The organism is Streptosporangium sp. NPDC048886, from assembly GCF_055586905.1.
Genome location: NZ_JBVJHH010000027.1, coordinates 18,920 through 35,971, shown reverse-complemented (window position 1 = coordinate 35,971; position 17,052 = coordinate 18,920). Strand labels below are relative to the sequence as shown.

Below are 17,052 nucleotides of genomic sequence, written 5' to 3'. Positions count from 1 at the left end.
CCGGCCATGAACATCGTCGTCTGCGTGAAGCAGGTCCCCGACACGGCGACCGAGCGCAAGCTGAGGTCCGATGACAAGACGCTCGACCGCGATGCCGCCGACGGCGTCATCAACGAGCTGTGTGAATACGCGGTCGAAGAGGCGCTGCGCCTGAAGGAGGCGCACGGCGGTGAGGTGACCGTCCTCACCATGGGTCCCGACAAGGCCAGCGACACCATCCGCAAGGCCCTGGCGATGGGCGCCGACAAGGCGGTCCACCTGGTGGACGACGCGCTGCACGGCTCGGACGCGCTGGGCACCTCCTACGCCCTGGCGCAGACGCTCAAGAAGATCGGTTTCGATCTGGTCGTGCTCGGCTCCGAGTCGACCGACGCCCGCACCGGCGTGCTCGCCGCCATGCTGGCCGAGCGCCTGGACGTGCCGCAGCTCACCTTCGCCAACAAGGTCGAGGTGGCCGGCAAGGGCACGATCACCATCCAGCGCGTCACCGACTACGGCTACGACAAGGTGGAGGCCACGCTGCCCGCCGTCGTCTCCGTGGTCGAGAAGATCAACGAGCCGCGCTACCCGTCCTTCAAGGGCATCATGGCCGCCAAGAAGAAGCCGGTCGAGAAGCTCGGCGTCGCCGACGCCGAGATCGACGCCTCCCAGGTCGGCCTCGCCAACTCCTGGAGCGAGGTCGCCGACTTCGCCGTCGCCCCGGCGCGCGCGGCCGGCACGGTCGTCAAGGACGAGGGCGACGGCGGCGCGAAGACCGCCGACTTCCTCGCGTCGAAGAAGTTCGTCTGAGAACGGGGGTTAGCTGAACATGTCTGAGATTCTCGTTCTGGTCGAGCAGGTCGAAGGTCAGGTCAAGAAGGTCACGCTGGAGCTGCTGACGCTCGCCCGCAAGCTGGGCACGCCGTCGGCCGTGTGGGCGGGGCCGGGATACTCTCCCGACGCCAAGGCCAAGCTGGCCGAATACGGCGCCGAGACGATCTACGTGGCCGACTCCGCCGAGATCGGCGACTACGTCGTCGCGCCCAAGGCGGAGCTGCTGGCCCAGCTCGTCTCCGACAAGTCCCCGGCCGCGGTGCTCGTCGCCGCGACGGCCGAGGCGAAGGAGATCGCGGGCCGGCTGGCCATCAAGATCGACTCTGGTGTGCTCACCGACGTCGTGGGCCTCCAGGACGGCCTGGTCGCCGACCAGTCGATCTTCGGTGGCGGTGTCAACGTCCAGTCGCGCGTGACCAAGGGCACCCCGATCGTCGCGGTCCGTCCCAACGCGACGCCGATCGAGGCCGCCGCCGGCGCCGGCGCCGAGGAGCAGGTCTCCGTGGCCGTCTCCGCGGCCGCCAAGGGCGCCAGGATCGTCGAGCGCGTCAAGGAGGAGAAGGGCGCCCGCCCCGAGCTCACCGAGGCCGCGATCGTGGTCTCCGGCGGCCGCGGAGTGGGCTCCGCGGAGAACTTCTCCATCATCGAGAAGCTGGCCGACTCGCTCGGCGCGGCCGTCGGCGCCTCCCGCGCCGCCACCGACGCCGGCTGGTACCCGCACCAGTTCCAGGTCGGCCAGACCGGCAAGACCGTCTCGCCGCAGCTCTACATCGCGGCGGGCATCTCCGGTGCCATCCAGCACCGGGCCGGCATGCAGACCGCCAAGACGATCGTCGCGATCAACAAGGACCCCGAGGCGCCGATCTTCGAGCTCGCCGACTTCGGCGTCGTGGGCGACCTGCACCAGGTCGTCCCGCAGCTGACCGACGAGATCGCCAAGCGCAAGTAGGCACCGCACGCGAGAACGGCGCCGCACATGTGTGCGGCGCCGTTTCCGTTTCCCGGTCGCGGACGCGTGGGTGCGAGCGCTGTCCGGGTGGCGGGTCAGGCGGCCATCGAGAGCTCGCGCTCGGAGGTCTCGGCCGGGGCGGCGGTCCTGCCGGGGCGGGGCAGGAACCGGGCGGCCAGGGCGATCAGGACACCGAGCAGGACGGCGATGGCGAGTGCGGTCCTGAGCGTCGCCACGTCCGAGAGGAAGCCGATGATCACCGGGCCGAGCAGCAGCCCCGCGTAGCCCATCGCGCCGGTCTGGGCGATGGCCGGGCCGGGGTTGTCGACCGCGGCGCCCGCCAGGGACATGGCCATCGGGGAGACCGTGGCCACCCCGACGCCCACGAACAGCATGGCGGCGATGGCGACCAGGGGCGTCGAGGCCGTGAGGACCACGGCGAAGGTGACGGCGGTGACCAGGCCGGAGGTGATGATCATGCCGCGGGCGCCGAAGCGGGCCCGAACGCGGTCGCCGGCGAGCCGGCCGAGCAGCATGCCCGCCTCCAGGATCGGGTATCCCAGCGCGGCCAGGGCCTCGGGGGCGCCGAGGACGTCGCGCAGGTAGAGCCCGTTCCAGTCGGCGACCGTGCCCTCGACCATGAACGCGCAGAACGCGATCACGCCGAGCAGGTAGACCATCGGGGGCATCCGGTGCCGGCGGGCCCGCGCCTCGCCGCCGACGGCGACGACGGGGTCGGGCAGGTAGGCGCGGCTGACGAAGGCCAGCAGGGGCAGCGAGAGCAGGGCGACCAGGGTCAGGTGGGCGGTGAAGGACAGGCCCGCCGCGATGGCCGCGGTGCCCAGCAGGCCCGCCGAGATCGCGCCCACGCACCAGCCGGCGTGCATGCCGTTCATCAGCGGGCGGCCGTAGGCGCGCTCGACCGTCGAGCCCTGTGCGTTCATCGCGACGTCCACCGCGCCGAACGCCATGCCGAAGAGCCCGGCGGCCACCAGCAGCGACGGGAACGTGGGGGCCCAGGCCAGCAGGGCCAGGGCGGCCGCGCAGAGGGGGGCGCCGACCCGCAGGATGCTCCGGCTGCCGAAGCGCGTCATCACCCCGCGCATCGACTGCATGGTGACCAGCGCTCCCAGACCCCACACGAGGAGGGTGACGCCGATCGACCCCTCGGACAGGCCGAGTTTGTCGGAGAGCGCCGGGATGCGCACGGTCATCGATCCACACATGAGGCCGGCAAGCACGAATGTGAGAACCGCCCCGGTGCGAGCGGTCCTCAGGTCGCGGGTCATGGCTCAGTCCCTTCAATGAAGTTTCAGTCGCTGAAAATTGGGCACACACAAAACGGTCGCTTCCGCAGAGCGGAAGCGACCACCAATGCGTGCGGAGAGTGATCCCGCCTAGGCGGGCAGCAGGTCCAGCAGACGCCGTTTCAACTCGGCGTAGTGGTCGTCGTCGTAGAGGTCGGGGTCGTGGCTGGCCACGTCCCACAGACCCTCGCAGGCCAGGCGCACGATCTGCGCGGCGGCGGGGTCGGGCTCGGTGGCGAGCCCCTCGCGGTGCCAGCGGGCCATCGCCAGTCGCAGGGGGGCGAGCAGATAGAGGTTGCCGGAGGCGCCGGTGACCACTGCCCAGCGTCGCAGCCTGCCGCTCTGCACGGCGGCGAACGTGGCTGCCAGATAGTTCTTGGTGTAGGTGTCGTGGCCCTGGGCGGCGATGAGCTGGTCGAAGTCTTCGATCAGCCGCTCGACCATGCCTTTGATCAGGGCTTCTTTGGTGGCGAAGTGATAGAGCAGGCCGCCCTTGCTGCATCCGGCGCGCTCGGCGACGGCTGCCAGGGTGAGCGCCTGAGAGCCCTGGTCGCAGAGCAGATCCTCTGCCGCGTCCAACAGCTCTTCCCGTCTCATGCAAGCTACTGTACCGTCTGGACGGTTCAGTGGTCAAACCCGGGATGGCGCGCCTCAGGAGCGCGGATACGCTTGGAAGGCAATAGAGGGCTGGGGAGGGGAGTGCGGCCGTGGAGTCCGCCTATCTCGATCACGCGGCGACCACGCCGATGCTTCCCGAGGCGATCGAGGCGATGACCGCCCAACTCGGCCGGGTCGGCAACGCGTCGTCGCTGCACGCGGCGGGCCGCCGCACCCGCCGGGTCGTGGAGGAGGCGCGCGAGACCATCGCCGACGCGCTCGGCGCCCGGCCCAGCGAGGTGGTCTTCACCTCCGGCGGCACCGAGGCCGACAACCTGGCCATCAAGGGCCTCTACTGGGCACGCCGGGCCAACGGGGCGAGCCGGATCCTGATCAGCGCGGTGGAGCACCACGGCGCGCTGGACCCCGCGCACTGGCTGGGCGACCGTCAGGGCGCGACCGTCGAGCTGCTGGAGGTCGACGAGTTCGGCCGGGTGCACCCGCAGACCCTCCGCGCCGCCATCGAACGCGACCCCGACAGCGTCGCCCTGGTCAGCGTGATGTGGGCGAACAACGAGGTCGGCACCGTCCAGCCGGTCCGGGTGCTCGCCGGGATCGCCCGCGACCACGGCATCCCCTTCCACACCGACGCCGTGCAGGCCGTCGGCCAGCTCCCGGTCGCGTTCGCCGACTCCGGCGTCGACGCGCTGACGATCTCCGGCCACAAGGTCGGCGGGCCGATGGGCGTCGGCGCGCTGCTGCTGGCCCGGGGCGTGGATCCGGTCCCGGTGCTGCACGGCGGCGGTCAGGAGCGCGACGTGCGCTCGGGCACGCTCGACGCCCCCTCGGTGGCCGGGTTCGCCGCGGCGGTGCAGACCTCGGTGGCCCGTCAGGCCGAGACGTCGGCGCGGCTGGCCGGCCTGCGCGACGACCTGATCCGCAGGGTCCGCCAGGCCGTGCCCGACGTGATCCTCAACGGCGATCCGGTGAACCGGCTGCCCGGCAACGCGCACTTCTCCTTCCCCGGCTGCGAGGGCGACGCGCTGCTCATGCTCCTGGACGCCAAGGGCGTCGAGTGCTCCACCGGCTCGGCGTGCTCGGCGGGGGTGGCCCAGCCCTCCCACGTCCTGCTCGCCATGGGCGCAGACGCGGTCCGGGCGCGGGGCTCGCTCCGCTTCTCCCTCGGTCACACCTCGACCGAGGCCGACGTGGACCGGCTGGCCGCCGTCATCGGCCTGGTCGTCGAGCGCGCCCGCCGCGCGGGTCTGAGCTGACAGTCGCGGCCGCGGGCGCACGCCGTCCGCGGCCGTGTCCGGGGCGTGCCGGGGCGTGCGGGGGATCAGGTCAGGAAGGGCGAGACCGCGGTCCATCCGGGGTCGCCGACCACGTCGACCCGGGGCCGGCCCTCCTCCCAGCTCACGATCAGCTCCTTGGCGTGGATGGCCGCCTCGCCCACGGGGTCGGCGTAGACGTGCAGCACCCGCTGGCCCTCGGCGCTCATGTGCGCGGCGAACACGGCGCTGCCGTGCAGCCTGCTGATCCGGCCGGCGAGGCGCTCCTCGAAGTCGCGCAGGGCCTCCAGGGACCGCCCGACGGGCAGCCCGTCGGCATCGCGGTGCAGGTAGGGCAGGGTGATCGCGATGTGCTGGTCGAACAGGGGATAGTCGACCGGGCGGAGCGGATAGCGGGCGGTGGCGATCAGGCGGGCCCCGGTGGCGGTCTCCCCCTCCAGGAGCGCCCACTGCTCGTCCTGGAAGCCGGAGGCCAGGTCGGAGACCACGCTGGGCAGGTGCACGGCGGGCACCGCGTCGATCGGCGGGAAACCGGCGGCGGAGATGTCGCCGACCCAGCGGGCCACGTCGTCCTCGCCGAGCAGCCAGTCGAGGGCGAGCAGGGCGGCCTCGGTCCTGGTGTCGTCGTCGAGGATGTCGAAGATCGGGTGGTGGGCGACCACGTCGACGCGGGGGGCGCCCAGGGGGGCCCGCAGGCCGAGCACGAGCTTGTCCAGCGCGAACTCGTAGCCGCCCACGTCGAGCGTGAGGTCCATGGCGTGCGGGTTGGCCTGCCGGGACGGGTGGAACTCCCACAGGGCGTCGGCGGCGGGCGCGGCCGCGGCCCAGCGGTGCGCGGTGGGGCGCAGCTCCGGATCCCCGGCGGAGGTGACCACGAGCGCCTGCTCGGAGCCGAGCCCGGGGGTGATCTCCCACACCAGGGAGGGGTGGACGACCTGGACGGCCGGCCCGATCCACTCGGCCAGCCGGTCGGCCTCGCCCGCGGCGACCATCGCGTCGAGCTCCGGCCTCGCCTCGGCCCACCACGTCCAGAACTCACCGATGCCGTCGGCCGGATCGGAGGTGAATTCGCTCTTGCGCCCGAACAGTCGCATGACCCCGGATTCTCCCAGCACGACGGGGTGCACGCCAACGCGGGTACGCTCAGGGTGTTATGAGACTTCGTGTGCTTGCCGCCATGTCCGGCGGCGTCGACTCCGCCGTGGCGGCCGCCCGCATCGCCGAGGCAGGCCATGACGTCACCGGCGTGCACCTGGCGCTCTCGGCCAACCCGCAGTCGTATCGGACCGGCGCCCGGGGGTGCTGCACGATCGAGGACTCGCGAGACGCCCGCAGGGCCGCCGACGTGATCGGCATCCCCTTCTACATCTGGGACATGGCCGAGCGCTTCCACCGCGACGTGGTCGAGGACTTCGTCAGCGAATACGCCGCCGGCCGCACGCCCAACCCCTGCCTGCGCTGCAACGAGAAGATCAAGTTCGAGGCGGTCCTCGACCGGGCCCTCGCGCTGGGCTTCGACGCGGTGGCCACCGGCCACCACGCGCGGATCGTCGACGGCGTGCTGAGCCGCAGCCCCGACGAGGGCAAGGACCAGTCCTACGTGCTCGGCGTGCTCACCAGGGAGCAGCTCAAGCACGCGATCTTCCCGCTGGGCGACTCGACCAAGGCACAGGTCCGCGAGGAGGCCGCGCGGCGCGGCCTCATGGTGGCCGACAAGCCCGACAGCCACGACATCTGTTTCATCGCCGACGGCGACACCCGGGGCTTCCTCGCCGACCGCCTCGGCGCGGCGCAGGGCCCGATCGTCGACGAGTCCGGCTCGGTCGTCGGCAGGCACGAGGGCGCGTACGGCTTCACCGTCGGCCAGCGCAAGGGCCTGCACATCGACCGCCCGGCCGCCGACGGCCGCCCCCGTTACGTGCTGTCGATCGAGCCGGTCTCCAACACCGTCACAGTCGGTCCCCGCTCGGCCCTGGAGGTCACGGAGATCGTGGCCACCCGGCCGGTCTGGAACGGCCCGGTGGCCGAGCCGCGCGAGCCGCTGGCCTGCACGGTCCAGCTCCGCGCCCACGGCGAGGTGTACGGCTGCCGCGCCCAGGTCTCCGGTGCGGAGGTCCACATCACGCTGGAGGCGCCCGCCACCGGTGTCGCCGCCGGTCAGGCGGCGGTCCTCTACCTGGGAGACACCGTGATCGGGTCGGCCACGATCGCCTCCGCGATCTGACCGGGCCCGGATCCGCGAGGCGGTCGATCCGGGACGCCGGCACGGTACGGGCGGCCCGGGCGGCCACGACCGCTAGGGCAGCGTGACCGACTCACCCGGCTTCAGGCGGCGGATCTCGGCCTTCTGCCGGTCCGCCTCCAGGCCCAGCCACGAGTCGATCAGGCCGAGACCGGTGTCGTTGAGCAGCCCGTCGTGGGTGGAGAAGGCCCTGGCCGGGCGGATCTGGCGCAGGTATTCCACCATCTCCGCCGCCCTCATCCACGGCGCGTTGGTCGGCACCATGAGGGTGGGGACCTCGACCCCGGGCGGGGTGAAGGCGTCACCCGGGTAGAAGACCTCCTCCTCCACCAGGAACCCGACATTGCGCACGGTGGGCATGTCCGGATGGTTGGGGGCGTGCCACTCGCCGACGACCCGCACCGCGAAGCCCGCCGTGTCGAAGGTGTCGCCGTGCCGTACGACCTGGATCTTCGCCGGGACGTCGGTGAGCGTGGCGGCCACGCCCTCGTTGGTCCAGATCTCCAACGCCGGGTTGGCCTCGGCGGCCCGGCGCAGCCGGGCGGCCTCCACGTGGTCGAAGTGCTCGTGGGTGATGAGAACGGTATGCGCCCCCTCCAGCGCGGACTCCTCGCTGAAGGATCCCGGGTCGATCACCAGGATCGAGTCGCCCTTCTCCAGGCGGACGCACGCGTGTCCATACTTCGTGAGCTTCATCGACTCAGCCTAACGGGGGCATGGCGGCCGGGGCCGCCCGGCCTCAGTAGGGCTTGTAGCCGCCGCCGCGCTCGATGGAGGCGATGCCGGGATGCCCGCCGAGAGATCCGTAACGGCCGTAGGTGTACAGGACTCCGGCGATGATGTTGTCGACAGGGTCCTTGATCACCTTGTGGCCCTCGGGGCTCCAGGCGGCGAACGTGGGCGGGATCGTCTGCATCAGGCCCTGGGACGGGACGCCGTTCCTGGCGTTGATGTCCCAGTTGTTCTGCGCGTTGGGGTTGCCGCCGGACTCGTGGAAGATGATCGTCCAGATCCGCTCGATGTCCTTCGGGTCGTTGGGATCCAGGTCCTTGACCTTCTCCAGGAGACCCTTCCTGGACAGGAAGCCGTCGATCTTTCCCGACCTGATGATCGTGAGCGCCTCCTTGATCCACTCCACGAGCTTCTCCTTCGGCGCGGGGACGGTCCCGCCCGGCGACGTGCCGCCGGAGCCGATCACGCCGGACGTGTCCCCGCCGGAGCCACCGCTTCCGCCCGATCCGCTCCCGCCCGAGCCGCCGTTCGCGCCGGCGAGCGTCGTCCGGCTCGGGTCGTCCAGCGGGGTCTTCTTCCAGTCGAGGGTGCGGCCGTCTCCTGGCGTGAACTTCTCGTCACCGGCCACCGGGATGTCGGAGAAGGTGATCGCCCGGTTGTCCATGTGCTTCTTCAGGTCGGCCACCGCCTTGGTGACGGCGCCGTCGGCGTTGTTGAGATGGACCCGGGCATCGGCTTCGGCCTTGTCGACCGTCGGCTTGATCCCGGCGGTGCGTTGCTGCTCCGTCTGGTTGGGATTGTTGGTGCAGTAGGTGTTCCAGTCGGTCACGAGCTTGTTGATGATGCCGTTCACCTCGGTCTCGGCGGTGCCGAGGGCGTCGGCGGCGGTGTCGAGGGCGCCCGCGCAGTCCGCCAGGGCGAGGTGCATCGCGTCACCGGCCTTGCCGTACTTGCGCATGTGGTTGTCGAACGCCTCCGCCGAAGCGCCCTGCCAGGCCCGGTCCACGCCGTTCACCGTGCGGATGAGCGTGATGGTGTGCTCGCTCACCTTGCCCGCCGTGGTCCGCCACCGGGTGGCGATCGCCTTGATCGATTCCCGGTTGCCGTTGACCTTCATGGCGATGTTGAGCAGTTCCGAGCTGCCCGGGACGACGGGGGTCAGCGGTTGCCGGTCACCGTCCCGGTCGGTCAGCGGTTGCCTGTCGCCGTCCCTGTCGGTCATCGGCGGCCCCCCGGAGGCTCGTCGGCGGTGCGGAGATTGGTGTCCACTTCCTGTAGGGCGTCCCTGACGGAACGGAGCCGCGTCGCGGCCCAGCCGAGCTCGCTGTCGATCTCGTTCTCGATGCCGTCGATGGCCCGCGCCAGGTTTATGGAGTCGGTCAGCCCTCCGAGGATGAGCGAGTTGGTCGAGCCGGCGGGATTGGGATAGCCCCCGGCGAGGCCGTCGAAGTCCACCGCCCGGTTGTTCGCCGCCGTGCGGCACGTCTCAAGTGCCTCGAAGTGAACGTCAACACCTGCCACGCAGCCGACCCCCTCCAGCGCTGACACACGGTCGATGAGCGTTGATCATAGTGGATAGCGGCCCGTCTGGGGGGATTTGTTCCGTCTGTCGCCGGTCCGGCGGGGATGCCGCGTAAGGTTCCGTCCGGCGCCTCGGAAACGACCTCCGGGCGTCAGGGTCCATCCGCCGTCCCTCCGCGCCGTTGACGTCGCGCCCATCCCGGCGGCATTTCTGAATGCCATGTCTCGCCGCATTAAATGCGCTGTTCGCTGTCGAAACGGATATCGCCACGGTTGCGGCGGAAGTAAGTCTCGGGGCCGTGTTTGCACTGGCCGGAAGCCTGATAAGGCGTCCTTCAATCGGTGGCACGCCGGGCGTGGCGATCTTGCGTCGCGCATATGCGTCGCTACTTTATGCATGCGTCTCATCGATGCGCGGAAACTGATTCCCCATTTCGCCGGAAGAAGGACATGCACAGCATCCGCATATCTGGCCTCATCGTCATGCTCACCTCGGCACTGGCGGTGACCACTGTCTGCGCCCTCACCCCCGCGGCCGTCGCGGCGGCGGCCGCCGCGCCCTCCCGCACCGCCGTCCAGCCGGATCCGCCGCAGGAGCCGGCGGAGGAGCCCTGCCCCGGCGGGGAGCCGAAGCCGTGCGGCGCACCGAAGGAGGAACGGGACAGCGTCGACTCCGGCCGCCAGGACGCCAAGAAGGACGTCGCCGCGGCCAAGGAGGACATCGCCGCGGCCAAGGAGAAGGTCGGGCAGTGCCCTCCCGGGTCGAAGCAGTGCATGGAGAGCCTCATCGGCGACGGCGCCCAGCAGCAGAAGGGCATCGACGACACCCGGCGGACGCTGGACGACTTCCGGCCCGCGCCGTCGGACAACGCCGCGTCGGTCATCGACGCGACATGTGACGCGTTCGGCGCGGATCTGCCCGCCGTGTTCAAGACTTCCGAGTATTTCTCCCAGCTGACCGGTGTCTGCGAGCTGATGAACCCGTGATCGCCATGAACTCCCGTATCCGCAGGATGTCACTGCTGTCCGCCGCCACCCTGGTCACGCTCACGCCGGTGGCCGCGTCCGCCGGACCCCAGCCCGGCGTGCCCGTCGCGCGGGCGTTCGACGGCGACAGGCCGCTGCCGTCGACGGGCCGGGCGGTCGAGCAGTGCGCCGCCGACCCCGGCAACTGCCGCTTCCGGATCGACCCGGGCGCGTCCCGCGAGTACTACAGCGCCGTCAAGTCGCTCGGCAACGCGGTCATCAACTGCACCGACGACCCGATCACGGTGGAGCGCCAGGTCACCCTGCGCACCGGCAGCACCGACAACCTCGGCGGCGAGATCACCGGCTCCATCACGGTGGAGGGACAGGTCAACGCCTCCGGCGAGGTCTCCGCCCAGGTGACCGGGGAGGGCAGCGGGACCTTCACCACGCCGAACACGAAGGAGGGCCCCTACGCCACGCTCGGGGCCAAGGGCGGCGCCACCGGCAGCGGCAAGCTGGCGGGCTCGCTCGGCGCCAAGGGGGCCTTCGAGGGCGCCTTCAAGCTCCACTACCAGCGCAGCTGGACCACCGAGAACACCGAGTCCACCAGCTACACCACCACCGTCCGCTCCGGCGACGCCCTGGTGTTCGGGGCCAGCTCCGCCATGCAGCGGGTAGCCGGGAAGATCACCGCCGGCAGCGGTCTGGAGGTGCGCGACGTCGTCGTCGACGGCCCCTCCACCGTCAACACCAGCACCTTCGTCGCCGACACCTTCACCGTGCCCGGCAACACCTGCGAGCGGCTGCGCCCGGCGGGCAGGACCGCCGTGGACGACACCACCAACCGCCCCACCCGTATGGCCGACCTCTCGACGGTCCTGCCCGCGCTGCCGCGGGGCGCACGGCTGAAGGAGCACACCGTGCTCGCCTTCGAGCGTTCCTGACCGTCCCGCCAGAGCACCCCTTCCGTGGAGATCATCATGAGAACACCGCACACTCGCGTCTGGGCCGGCGCGGTCCGGGCCACCGTCGTCACCGGTGCCCTGTGCCTGGGCCTGCCCGCGGTCGCGCAGCCCTCGCACGCCGCCCGGCTCGACAGCAGGCAGGTCGCCGTCATCAACGGAGACTTCGCACTGCCCGCCTTCGCCGGCACCGGCCCGGACTGGGCGGCGGTCCAGGGCTGGTCCGTGGGCTCGACCTACGGATCCGGCACCGCGTACGGTGTCGGGCGCTACTCCGGCGCGGCCGCCGGGCACCCGAGCGGCAAGGCGGCCGTCATACTCCGCTTCCCGACGGCCGCGACCTACTCCTTCAAGCAGCGGCTGCGCGGCGTGCGCGCCGGCGCCCAGGTCACCGTCACCTTCGACGACAGTCCGGGCGTCGCCACCGCCTGCACTCCGGCGTCCGTCGCCTCGGGCCAGTCCTACACCGTCGAGGGCTCCGGCGGTCAGGTCGACAACCGGACCACCGCCCCCGACCCGGACAAGAAGACCAACACCCTCGGCAAGGGCGTCTGGCGCACCGGGCAGACCTACACCTTCACCGCCGGCGAGCACGAGCCGCTGCTCACCTTCACCTCCCAGGTGCCCGCCGCCGACAACGCCAACGGATACTGCGGCCCCATGATCGCCGACGTGCGGGCGGTCCAGGTCCCGCCCCCGGTGGACAAGTCCACCCCGAAGACCGCCCTGCCGGCCTCCCAGGCCTTCTACGGCAATGACCGCAGGACGGTGGCCGAGGCGGTGAACCACTGCGCCGGCGCGCCGAACAGATGCGCCTTCACCCCGGAGGAGGCCTACTCCTACGCCTACTACGAGCCCGCGAAGGTCAACGGCGACACCTACATCAACTGCACCCGCAACGCCCTCACCCGCAACCGCCCCGTCACCTTCGCCGGACGCTCCTACGGTGACCTGCCCGCCAACGCCGGGCTGCCCGGGGGTGCGGCCGGGACCCCGGTCAGCAACATGTCCCAGCAGTTCACCGCCGGCACCGGGACCAGCCCCAACTGGAACACCGCCATCACCCACAACGTCACCGAGATCGTCCAGCCCTCGGAGGCGTCCTGGATCGAGACCCAGGCCGGCCGCCGGCGCACCGAGGGCTGGTTCACCTCCACCCCGGCGCCCGCCGACCCGCACACCGAGTGGCGCCTGTACACCGTCCTCGACCACCCCTCCGTCGAGCTGTCCGACCGGGTCTACCAGCGCACCGGCCCGATGACCGCGTCCGAGAAGCAGCGCTGCCAGTCCGACCGTCCCAGCGCCACCACGCCCGTCGGCGCCGGCGCCCCCGCGGGCGGCGAGCGCACGCCCTGACCGGCCGCCCATCCGGGACGGTCTCGCCACGGGCCGGGCGGCCGTGGACGACCGGTTCCCCGGCCCCGGGTCACGACCGCCGCGGCGGGACCTGAGGCCGGCCCTCGCAGCCCGCGCCCGCACGCCCCCGCGGGCGCGGGCTGCCCGCCGCCCTTACCGCGCCTCGCCTTCCGGCTCCTGCGCCTCGCCTTCCGGCTCCTGCGGCGCATCCGGCGGCAGGGGCTCATCCGGCGGCAGGTACGCGGTCTGGGTGAGCCGGGAGCCGAACTTCCTGTCGACGTAGTAGCCCCGGCCCGGTGGGAGCGGATGCGGCCGCACGTTGCCGAACAGGAAGCCCTCGTCCTTGTTGCCGGACAGGATCACCGCGGGGCTGGCCATGTCCTTCATCCGCTGGATGAGCGGGTCGTACATCGCCCGGCCGACGCCGCCCATCGCCCGCGACATGATCAGGTGCAGCCCGATGTCACGGGCCTGCGGCAGCAGGTCCGCCAGCGGCAGCAGCGGGTTCGCCGAGGTCGCGACCAGGTCGTAGTCGTCGACGACGATGTACAGGTCCGCCCCCTGCCACCAGCTTCTCGTCCGGAGCTGCTCGGGGGTGAGGTCGGCCGGGGGCAGCCGGTTGAGCAGCGCGGCGCGCACGTCGTTGATCAGCCCCGTCGCCGCCGCGCTGGAGGCGGCGTAGCCGATGCGGTGCTCGGTGACGGCGGAGTCCAGCAGCGCCCGCCGGTAGTCGATCACGATCATCCTGGCCTCGTACGGCGTGCGCCGGGCGACCAGGCCCTCGGTGATCAGGCGGAGCAGGTTGGACTTCCCGCTCTCGGTGTCGCCCACCACGATGAAGTGCGGGTCGGTGTCGAAGTCGATCATGACGGGCGCCAGGGTGGCCTCGTCGATGCCGATTGGGATCCGGCCCGGCCCCGTCTGCTCCGGGTCGGGCAGCGTCTCGGCCGGCAGCACCGGCGGCAGCAGCCGCACGCCGGGGGCGGGGGGACCCTGCCAGGCGTCCCTGACCGCGTGGACGAGCGCGCGCACGCCGACGGACAGGTCCTCGGCCTTCTGGACGCCGTCGATCCTGGGGAGCGCGGACAGGAAGTGCAGCCCCTCCCTGGTGAGCCCGCGGCCCGGGACCCCCTCGGGCACGGCCAGCGCCGACTTGCGGTTGACCTCGGACTCGTAGGCGTCACCGAGCTTGAGCTCCACCCGGGTGCCGAACAGGTCCCGGATGCCCGCCCGGAACTCCGACCACTTGTTGGTGGAGGCGACGACGTGGATGCCGTAACCGAGGCCACGGCCGGCCAGGTCGGTGATGACGGGTTCGAGCGACTCGAAGTCCTGCCGGACGGTCAGCCAGCCGTCGATCACCAGGAAGACGTCCCCGAACTTGTCTCCCTCGATCGTCCCGTCGGCGACCTGGCGCCGGTAGGTGAGGATCGAGTCGATCCCCTGCTCGGTGAAGTCGCGTTCCCGCTGTTCGAGGAGGGCGGAGATCTCGGCGACCGTGCGGCGGACGCGGTCGCCGTCGAGACGGCTGGCGACCCCGCCCACGTGGGGCAGCCCCTCCAGCGAGACGAGCGAGCCGCCGCCGAAGTCCAGGCAGTAGAACTGCACCTCGCGCGGGGTGTGCATGAGCGCCATGCTGGTGATCAGCGTGCGCAGCACCGTGCTTTTGCCGCTCTGCGTGCCTCCGGCGACGCCGACGTGGCCGGCCGCCCCCGACATGTCCAGCCAGAACGGGTCGCTGCGCTGCTCGAACGGCTTGTCGATGAGGCCCACGACGGCGTGGAGCTGGCCCCGGCCGCCCCACCCGGTCGTGCTGAGCCCGAACTCCGGCGTGGCCGACAGCGGCGGGAGCAGGTGGGCGAGGGTCGGGGGCTCGCCCAGCGGGGGCAGCCAGATCCGGTGGGCGGGCGGTCCCTGGCCGTTCAGCCTCTCCACCACGATGTCGAGCAGGCTGACCGAGCCCCTCTCGGGGGGCGCGTCCGCCGACGTCAGCTCCTTCTTGGGCTCCTCCACGACGGGGACCGGGGCGAAGTCCGGGCCGTACTCCACCACCTGCCGCAGCGGCCCCTGCCCGTCCGGCACCGCCGCGTTACGGGGGTCCACCTGGTAGGACCCGGACACGTAGGCGGCCTTGAACCGGGTCATCCCGGTGGTGTCGAACTTGAGATAGCCGTTGCCGGGGGCGGAGGGCAGCTCGTAGGCGTCGGCGACGCCGAGCACGACCCGGCTCTCCATCGCCGAGAAGGTGCGCAGGCCGACCCGGTAGGACAGGTGGGTGTCCAGGCCGCGCAGCCGTCCCTCCTCCAGCCGCTGGGAGGCCAGCAGGAGGTGGACGCCGAGGGATCGGCCGAGCCGGCCGATCATCACGAACAACTCGATGAACTCGGGTTTGGCCGACAGCAGCTCGCTGAACTCGTCGATCACGACGAACAGCGTGGGCATCGGCTTGAGGTCGACGCCCTGCTCGCGGGCGCGTTCGTAGTCGCGCAGGGAGGCGTAGTTGCCGGCGGCGCGCAACAGCTCCTGGCGGCGGACCATCTCCCCGTGCAGGGCGTCGTACATGCGGTCGACGAGAGGCAGCTCGTCTTCGAGGTTGGTGATGACCGCCGAGACGTGGGAGAGGGTGTCGAGGCCCAGGAAGGTGGCGCCGCCCTTGAAGTCGACCAGGACGAAGTTCAGGATCTCCGACGAGTGGGTGATCGCCAGACCGAGCACCAGGGTCCGCAGCAGCTCGCTCTTGCCCGACCCGGTGGCGCCGATGACCAGGCCGTGCGGCCCCATGCCGCCCTGCGCCGACTCCTTGATGTCGAGTTCGACCAGGCGCCCGTCCACGCCGAGCCCGATCGGCACCCGCAGCCGGTTGCGCCCGGCCCTGGGCCGCCACGCCAGCGCCGCGTCGAGGCGGGTCGGGTCGCCGACGCCGAGCAGGTCGGTCAGGGAGGTGTTCATCGAGAGCACGTCCTGCGTCTCCCCGCCCTTGGCGGTCGACACGCGCAGCGGGGCGAGCTGGCGGGCCAGCCCCTCGGCCCGCAGGAAGTCCAGCCGGTCGGGGTCGCCGAGGCGGGTCGAGGTCTCCTTGCCGGCGTGGTCGATCTTCACCATGAAGAAGCCGTCCTCCTGGATGTCCAGCCGGAGGGTGTTCTTCTCCTCGATCGGTCCCGCCGACCCGGACAGGTCGATCACGGTGACGCCCTGGATGGCGTCGGTGCCGAGCTGGGAGTCGTGCGGCACGTGGCCGCCGTCGATGATCAGCACGTGGTACGGCAGGGCGTCGGAGGAGGCGCCGGGCCTGAACCGCGCGCGCTCCTTCAGCTCCGGGCCGAGCAGCCGGTCGAGCTCGCCGAGGTTCTCCGCCATCAGCCGCACCTGGCCGGCGGCGTCGGTCTCCTCCGGGTGCAGCGCGTGGGGCAGCCACTTGACCCAGTCCCACTGGGTCATCCACTCCTTGCTCGCGCACACCATGATCCGCATGTCGTCGGGGGAGTGGAACACGGTCATCTGGGCGATCATCGCCCGCACGAGCTCGCGCACGGCGACCGGGTCGCCGGTCAGGCTGATCCGGGCGAAGGAGTGCAGGGCCACGGCCACCGGCAGCTCGGCGACCGTCGAGTGCGCCCGGACGAACCTGCGCAGCGCGCCGGCCGACAGGGCGTCCAGGTCCTCGACCGGCTTGGAGTCGGGCGGGATCAGCTGGACGGCGAGCTTCTGCACACCCGTGCCGAGCCGTACCGTGCCGAAGTCGTCGTCGCGGGGCCGCCGCTCCCACAGGCGCTGGCTCATCGCCACCCACCACAGCGAGTCGGGGGCGGGGCCGCTCCATTCGAGGGCCTCGCGCTGCTGCGTGGCCGCCCGCCGTACCTTCTTGCGGACCTGGGAGAGATAGCGGAAGTAGTCGCGGCGCAGGCCGTTGAGCCGCTGCTTGCGCTCACCGGACTGGCGGCCGATCTGGCCCAGCGTCATGCCCATCATGGATATGGCGAACAGGCCGCTCGCCACGTACATGATCGGGTTGGAGTTGCCGCCGGCGGTGAACATCAGGCCCATCGCGGCGCCGCCGGCGACCATCGGCAGATAGGTGAGCACCGCGGTGAACCCCTGGGACTGGACCTCGGGGATCTCCGGCGGAGACTCGAGCAGGATCTCGCCCCGCGGCGGCTTGGGCGGTGGCCGGCGCTCCGGGCGCCGTACGATGACGATGCTCACCCTGGAATCGCCCCCCTGATCGTTTGCGGTCCTTTCCTACCAGAAAACGTTTATGTGCGGCTGTCGCGCATGATCCCCGTTCTCCCCGATACCGTATCCGTGGATGTCC

Annotated in this window: 14 protein-coding genes; 7 read left to right on the top strand and 7 right to left on the bottom strand. The window is 71.3% G+C overall.

All coding sequences use genetic code 11. The features are described from left to right. The first annotated feature begins 6 nt into the window (after positions 1-6). Together ACZ6R6_RS30095 and ACZ6R6_RS30090 are read left to right on the top strand one after the other, a co-directional pair. On the top strand, positions 7-789 hold the full coding sequence (locus ACZ6R6_RS30095) for an electron transfer flavoprotein subunit beta/FixA family protein (protein ID WP_470098935.1): 783 nt from the start codon (positions 7-9) through the stop codon (positions 787-789). A gap of 19 nt (positions 790-808) precedes the next feature. After that, on the top strand, positions 809-1,762 hold the full coding sequence (locus ACZ6R6_RS30090; RefSeq protein WP_470098933.1) for an electron transfer flavoprotein subunit alpha/FixB family protein: 954 nt from the start codon (positions 809-811) through the stop codon (positions 1,760-1,762). Positions 1,763-1,857: 95 nt separating this feature from the next. On the opposite strand, the gene ACZ6R6_RS30085 is transcribed toward ACZ6R6_RS30090, so the two are convergent. Then, the gene (locus ACZ6R6_RS30085; RefSeq protein ID WP_470098931.1) at positions 1,858-3,051 is read right to left on the bottom strand and encodes an MFS transporter; all 1,194 of its coding nucleotides are present in this window, start codon (positions 3,049-3,051) and stop codon (positions 1,858-1,860) included. A 108-nt stretch (positions 3,052-3,159) separates the two neighbouring features. Continuing rightward, entirely contained in the window at positions 3,160-3,666 is a 507-nt protein-coding gene (locus tag ACZ6R6_RS30080) for a TetR/AcrR family transcriptional regulator (protein WP_470098930.1), read from the bottom strand. Between the two features lie 110 nt (positions 3,667-3,776). On the opposite strand from ACZ6R6_RS30080, the gene ACZ6R6_RS30075 reads away from it, so the two are divergent. Beyond that, positions 3,777-4,940 carry a cysteine desulfurase family protein gene (locus ACZ6R6_RS30075; RefSeq protein ID WP_470098928.1) on the top strand — a complete coding sequence of 388 codons (1,164 nt, stop codon included), beginning with the start codon at positions 3,777-3,779 and terminating at the stop codon, positions 4,938-4,940. A 65-nt stretch (positions 4,941-5,005) separates the two neighbouring features. On the opposite strand, the gene ACZ6R6_RS30070 is transcribed toward ACZ6R6_RS30075, so the two are convergent. Then, positions 5,006-6,052 (bottom strand): DUF695 domain-containing protein, encoded by a 1,047-nt coding sequence (locus tag ACZ6R6_RS30070; protein ID WP_470098926.1) that lies wholly within the window; start codon positions 6,050-6,052, stop codon positions 5,006-5,008. 59 nt (positions 6,053-6,111) lie between these two features. Between ACZ6R6_RS30070 and mnmA the strand changes: the two genes are divergently transcribed. Then, positions 6,112-7,182, top strand: a complete 1,071-nt coding sequence (gene mnmA, locus ACZ6R6_RS30065) for a tRNA 2-thiouridine(34) synthase MnmA (RefSeq protein ID WP_306864775.1) — start codon at positions 6,112-6,114, stop codon at positions 7,180-7,182. Positions 7,183-7,254: 72 nt separating this feature from the next. Here the strand turns inward: mnmA and ACZ6R6_RS30060 are convergent, their stop codons facing one another. Genes ACZ6R6_RS30060 through ACZ6R6_RS30050 form a run of 3 tightly spaced genes read right to left on the bottom strand, consistent with a single transcriptional unit; the run spans position 7,255 to position 9,480 of the window. Then, positions 7,255-7,896 (bottom strand): MBL fold metallo-hydrolase, encoded by a 642-nt coding sequence (locus tag ACZ6R6_RS30060; protein ID WP_470098924.1) that lies wholly within the window; start codon positions 7,894-7,896, stop codon positions 7,255-7,257. A 43-nt stretch (positions 7,897-7,939) separates the two neighbouring features. Beyond that, the gene (locus ACZ6R6_RS30055) at positions 7,940-9,154 is read right to left on the bottom strand and encodes a transglycosylase SLT domain-containing protein (protein WP_470098922.1); all 1,215 of its coding nucleotides are present in this window, start codon (positions 9,152-9,154) and stop codon (positions 7,940-7,942) included. After that, positions 9,151-9,480 (bottom strand): hypothetical protein, encoded by a 330-nt coding sequence (locus ACZ6R6_RS30050; RefSeq protein ID WP_470098920.1) that lies wholly within the window; start codon positions 9,478-9,480, stop codon positions 9,151-9,153. The genes ACZ6R6_RS30055 and ACZ6R6_RS30050 overlap by 4 nt, the downstream gene beginning before the upstream one ends. Positions 9,481-9,903: 423 nt before the next feature. Between ACZ6R6_RS30050 and ACZ6R6_RS30045 the strand changes: the two genes are divergently transcribed. Genes ACZ6R6_RS30045 through ACZ6R6_RS30035 form a run of 3 tightly spaced genes read left to right on the top strand, consistent with a single transcriptional unit; the run spans position 9,904 to position 12,740 of the window. Then, the gene (locus ACZ6R6_RS30045) at positions 9,904-10,440 is read left to right on the top strand and encodes a hypothetical protein (protein WP_470098918.1); all 537 of its coding nucleotides are present in this window, start codon (positions 9,904-9,906) and stop codon (positions 10,438-10,440) included. Between the two features lie 5 nt (positions 10,441-10,445). Further along, positions 10,446-11,366 carry a hypothetical protein gene (locus tag ACZ6R6_RS30040; protein WP_470098916.1) on the top strand — a complete coding sequence of 307 codons (921 nt, stop codon included), beginning with the start codon at positions 10,446-10,448 and terminating at the stop codon, positions 11,364-11,366. A gap of 36 nt (positions 11,367-11,402) precedes the next feature. After that, positions 11,403-12,740, top strand: a complete 1,338-nt coding sequence (locus ACZ6R6_RS30035; RefSeq protein WP_470098914.1) for a hypothetical protein — start codon at positions 11,403-11,405, stop codon at positions 12,738-12,740. Between the two features lie 153 nt (positions 12,741-12,893). On the opposite strand, the gene eccCa is transcribed toward ACZ6R6_RS30035, so the two are convergent. Further along, positions 12,894-16,943, bottom strand: coding sequence for a type VII secretion protein EccCa (gene eccCa / locus ACZ6R6_RS30030; RefSeq protein ID WP_470098912.1), 4,050 nt, complete (start codon positions 16,941-16,943; stop codon positions 12,894-12,896). Positions 16,944-17,052 lie beyond the last annotated feature (109 nt).

Coding starts and splice junctions, on each gene's coding strand:
- ACZ6R6_RS30040 (WP_470098916.1), top strand. CDS start 10,446: ATGAACTCCCGTATCCGCAGGATGTCACTGCTGTCCGCCGCCACCCTG.
- ACZ6R6_RS30045 (WP_470098918.1), top strand. CDS start 9,904: ATGCACAGCATCCGCATATCTGGCCTCATCGTCATGCTCACCTCGGCA.
- ACZ6R6_RS30060 (WP_470098924.1), bottom strand. CDS start 7,896: ATGAAGCTCACGAAGTATGGACACGCGTGCGTCCGCCTGGAGAAGGGC.
- ACZ6R6_RS30085 (WP_470098931.1), bottom strand. CDS start 3,051: ATGACCCGCGACCTGAGGACCGCTCGCACCGGGGCGGTTCTCACATTC.
- ACZ6R6_RS30090 (WP_470098933.1), top strand. CDS start 809: ATGTCTGAGATTCTCGTTCTGGTCGAGCAGGTCGAAGGTCAGGTCAAG.
- ACZ6R6_RS30055 (WP_470098922.1), bottom strand. CDS start 9,154: ATGACCGACAGGGACGGCGACAGGCAACCGCTGACCGACCGGGACGGT.
- ACZ6R6_RS30095 (WP_470098935.1), top strand. CDS start 7: ATGAACATCGTCGTCTGCGTGAAGCAGGTCCCCGACACGGCGACCGAG.
- ACZ6R6_RS30080 (WP_470098930.1), bottom strand. CDS start 3,666: ATGAGACGGGAAGAGCTGTTGGACGCGGCAGAGGATCTGCTCTGCGAC.
- mnmA (WP_306864775.1), top strand. CDS start 6,112: ATGAGACTTCGTGTGCTTGCCGCCATGTCCGGCGGCGTCGACTCCGCC.
- ACZ6R6_RS30070 (WP_470098926.1), bottom strand. CDS start 6,052: ATGCGACTGTTCGGGCGCAAGAGCGAATTCACCTCCGATCCGGCCGAC.
- ACZ6R6_RS30035 (WP_470098914.1), top strand. CDS start 11,403: ATGAGAACACCGCACACTCGCGTCTGGGCCGGCGCGGTCCGGGCCACC.